This window comes from Agromyces sp. P1_H4, assembly GCF_056405255.1.
On the sequence record NZ_JBFUCL010000341.1, the window covers coordinates 1 to 3982 of the forward strand.

The 3982-nt window shown below is 73.1% G+C and carries 3 protein-coding genes and 1 pseudogene; 2 read left to right on the plus strand and 2 right to left on the minus strand.

The window, feature by feature from the left end; translation table 11 throughout:
• On the minus strand, positions 1-847 hold an 847-nt coding region (locus tag AC1DY2_RS16660; protein ID WP_476763427.1), incomplete at its 3' end, for a cysteine desulfurase family protein.
• A 60-nt stretch (positions 848-907) separates the two neighbouring features.
• On the opposite strand from AC1DY2_RS16660, the gene glgX reads away from it, so the two are divergent.
• Both glgX and ybaK read left to right on the plus strand, forming a co-directional pair.
• The gene (gene glgX, locus AC1DY2_RS16665) at positions 908-2998 is read left to right on the plus strand and encodes a glycogen debranching protein GlgX (RefSeq protein ID WP_476763428.1); all 2091 of its coding nucleotides are present in this window, start codon (positions 908-910) and stop codon (positions 2996-2998) included.
• Positions 2998-3495, plus strand: a complete 498-nt coding sequence (ybaK, locus tag AC1DY2_RS16670) for a Cys-tRNA(Pro) deacylase (protein ID WP_476763429.1) — start codon at positions 2998-3000, stop codon at positions 3493-3495. Before glgX ends, ybaK begins: the two co-directional genes overlap by 1 nt.
• A 1-nt stretch (position 3496) precedes the next feature.
• Here the strand turns inward: ybaK and AC1DY2_RS16675 are convergent.
• Positions 3497-3982: pseudogene (locus AC1DY2_RS16675) on the minus strand (DUF3417 domain-containing protein); the annotation flags it as partial.

Genomic DNA, 3982 nt, shown 5'->3' on the forward strand with positions numbered 1-3982 from the left:
CCGCCATGCGCCGCGCGTCGTCGTCGAGCCGGTCGTGCACGGCGACGGCGGCCGCGGCGAACGAGGCGGCTGCGGCGACGTCCTGCGTGCCGGAGCGGACCTTGCGTTGCTGCCCACCCCCGTGGATGAGCGGTTCGACGGCGGCCGTGCGGTCGAGCACGAGCGCGCCGATGCCGGCGGGGCCGCCGATCTTGTGCGCGGAGACGCTGAGGGCGACGAGACCGGCGCCGGCCGGGGCATCCGTCGCCCGCCGCAGCGCGTGGACGTCGATCGGCACCTGGCCGTAGGCCGCGATCGCGTCGACGTGCAGGGGCACGCCGGCGCGAGCGGTGAGGCGGGCGACCTCCTCGACCGGCTGGATCGTGCCGACCTCGTTGTTGGCCCACAGCAGGGTGACGAGGGCGACGGATGCCGCGTCGCGGGCGAGCTCGGCCTCGAGCACGTCGAGCCGCAGCCGCCCGAGCTCGTCGAGCGGCAGTTCGACGACGACGGCGCCCTCGTGGAGGGCGAGCCACTCGACGGTGTCGACGGTCGCATGGTGCTCGCCGGCGGGCACGAGGATGCGGGGCCGTGACGCCAGGTCGGGTCCGCTCCCCTGCCGGCTCCACCAGAGGCCCTTGACGGCGAGGTTGACGGCTTCGGTGCCGTTGCCCGTGAAGACGACCTCGATGCCGTCGGCGCCGAGCGTGGCGGCGATGCGCTCACGGGACTCCTCGAGCAGTCGCTTCGCCTGCTGGCCGGCGCTGTGGATCGACGACGGATTCCCGACCACGGCGAGCGCGGTGGTGAGCGCGTCGACGGCCTCCGGCCGCATCGGGGTGGTCGCGGCGTGGTCGAGGTACACCATGCGCACCACTCCTCTCACTCCCGGATTGGGAGCGCTTGCACACGAACTACTGTAGATCGCATGTCTGCCGCCGACCCCCTCCACGACCTCGGCGTGCGCGCGGGCGCCGACGGCGGGACGATCCGGGTCTGGTCCGAGCACGCGACCTCCGTCGACCTCGAGGTGTTCGCGAACGGCGACCTGGCCTGGGCGGTCGAGCGCACGCCGCTGGTGCGCGGTGCCCACGGGGTGTGGGAGGCGTCGTCGACGGCGCTCGTTCCCGGCGCCCGCTACGGCCTGCGGGTCGACGGGCCAGCGGGATCCGGCCATGCGTTCAACCCGGCGCACACCCTGCTCGACCCCTATGCCCGGGGCCTCGCGTCCGTGGCCGACGGGTCGTGGCGCGGCGTCGCCCTCGCACCGCTCGCCGAGAGCGGGTTCGACTGGGGCGGCGTCGCGAAGCCGCGCGTGCCGCTCGACCACACCGTCGTCTACGAGACCCACGTGCGCGGGTTCTCCAAGCTCAACGAGGCGATCCCCGAGCCGCTGCGCGGCACCTACGCCGGCCTCGCGCACGATGCATCGCTCGAGTACCTGACGGGCCTCGGCATCACCACCGTCGAGCTGCTGCCCGTGCACGCGTTCGTGTCCGAGCAGCGCCTCGTGCGCCAGGGACGGCTCAACTACTGGGGCTACAACACCCTCGCCTTCTTCGCCGCGCACGCGCCGTACGCCTCGGCCGCCGCACAGGCGGAGGGCGCCGGGGCGGTGCGACGCGAGTTCGCCGGCATGGTGCGACGACTGCACGAGGCGGGCCTCGAGGTCGTGCTCGACGTGGTCTACAACCACACCGCCGAAGAAGGCCGGCAGGGCCCGACGTACTCGTTCCGCGGCATCGACAACGCGTCGTACTACCGGCACGATGCGCACGGCAGGTACGTCGACACGACCGGATGCGGCAACACGCTCGACGTGGGCCATGTCGCCGCCCAGCGCCTCGTGCTCGACTCCATGCGGTACTTCGCCGACGAGCTGCAGGTCGACGGATTCCGCCTCGACCTGGCGGCGACCCTCGGCCGCGACGACCACGGCGCCTACACGCCCGAGCACCCGCTGCTGCGCGCCATGCTCGAGGATCCGGTGCTGAGCACCGCGAAGCTCATCGCCGAACCGTGGGACGTCGGCCCGGGCGGCTGGCAGACGGGCAACTTCCCTGCGGGGTTCAGCGAGTGGAACGACCGCTACCGCGACCGCATGCGCGATTTCTGGCTGGGTGACCTGCGCAGGGAGCGGCAGACCGGCACGGCGGGCAGCGGCATCGGGCGCTTCGCGACCCGGCTCGCCGGCTCCTCGAACACCTTCTCCCTCGAGCGTGGCCCGCTCGCCAGCCTCAACTTCGTGACCGCGCACGACGGCTTCACGCTCGCCGACCTCACGACCTTCGACGTGAAGCACAACCTCGGCAACGGCGAGCAGAACCGCGACGGCACCGACGGCAACAACTCGTACAACCACGGCGTCGAGGGCGGATCAGACGACCCGCTCGTCAACGCGGACCGTCGGCGCACGATCCGCAACCTGCTGGGCACGCTGCTGCTCTCCGCCGGGGTGYCGATGATCACCGCCGGCGACGAGTACGGACGCACCCAGCGGGGCAACAACAACGCCTACTGCCACGACTCCGATCTCACGTGGCTGTCGTGGCGCGACGACGAGCGGGACGCGAGCATCCTCGAGACCACGAGGCGGCTGCTTCGCGTGCGCGAGGAGAACCCGGCGATCCGGCCGGTGCGGTTCGGCCGCCTCGGCGAGACCACCCCGAGCGCGTCGCAGATGGACTGGTTCACCGCCGAGGGCACGACGATGACCATCGACGACTGGCACTCGCCCGAGGAGCGCACCCTGCAGTACCTCGCGGCGTCGACCCCCGAGTTCGAGGCCTTCAACCGCATCCTGCTCGTCGTGCACGCGCACGAGGCGCCGACCGAGGTGGTCCTGCCCGACCACCCGGGCGTCACGGGCTACACCCTGCTCTGGGACTCGGCGGGCGAGCAGCCCGTCGACGACCCCGCCGAGCACGCGCCCGGTGAGCGCATCCCGATCCCGGCGCTCTCGATGCACCTGTTCCGCGCCCACGGCGACCAGCCCGGCGTCGTGGTCGGGGCCGACTGATGGCCAGGCGCGCGGATGCCACGGCGGGCACGCCCGCCACGGTCGCGCTGACCCGCGCGGGCATCGCGTTCACGGCGCACGCGTACGAGCACGACCCGCGCGCCGCGGCCTACGGGCTCGAAGCCGCCGAGAAGCTCGGACTCGACCCCGATCGCGTGTTCAAGACCCTCCTCGCGACCATCGACGGCGACCTCGCGGTGGGCATCGTGCCCGTCGCGATGCAGCTCGACCTGAAGGCGCTCGCCCAGGCCCTCGGCGGCAAGCGCGGCGAGATGGCCGATCCTGCCGTCGCCGAGCGGAAGACGGGCTACGTGGTGGGCGGCATCAGCCCGATCGGCCAGAAGACGCCCCTGCCGACCGTGCTCGACGAGTCGGCGATCCTCTGCGAGACGATCTACGTCTCGGGCGGACGCCGCGGCCTGGACCTCGAGCTCGCACCCGACGACCTGGTCGCCGTCACGTCGGGCCGCTACGCCGCGATCGCCCGCCCCCGCTGAGTCAGCCCGCGACCGCGACGAGTCCCAGCTCGGCGGGCGACACGAGCAGCGGATGCCGCGGCACCACCCGCACCGTGTAGCCGAACGCGCCCGCCCGGTCGAGCACGACCGTGCCGGTGTACAGGCGCTGCGCCCCGCTTCCCGGAGCGGCATCCGACCCGCCGTCGCCGGGCTCGGGAGCCAGTGCCGTGCGACGCACGCCCTCGATGGACTCGTCGGTGCGGCTGCGACCGTAGACGACCTCCACGGCCACGTCGTCGGGCGAGAGCCCGTCGAGCTCCACGTAGGCGCGCAGCCGCAGCTCGTCGCCGACGTGGGGCGACTCCACGCCGCCCGACTCGACGTGCACGACCTGCACGCGCGGCCACGACGCTCGCACGCGGGCGTCGAACGCGGCGAGCTCGCGCGCGCCGCGGTCGGCGTCGGCTTCCACGCGGGCCGCCTGCTCGGCCGCCGGCCGGTAGAGCTCCTCGACGTACTGCCGCAC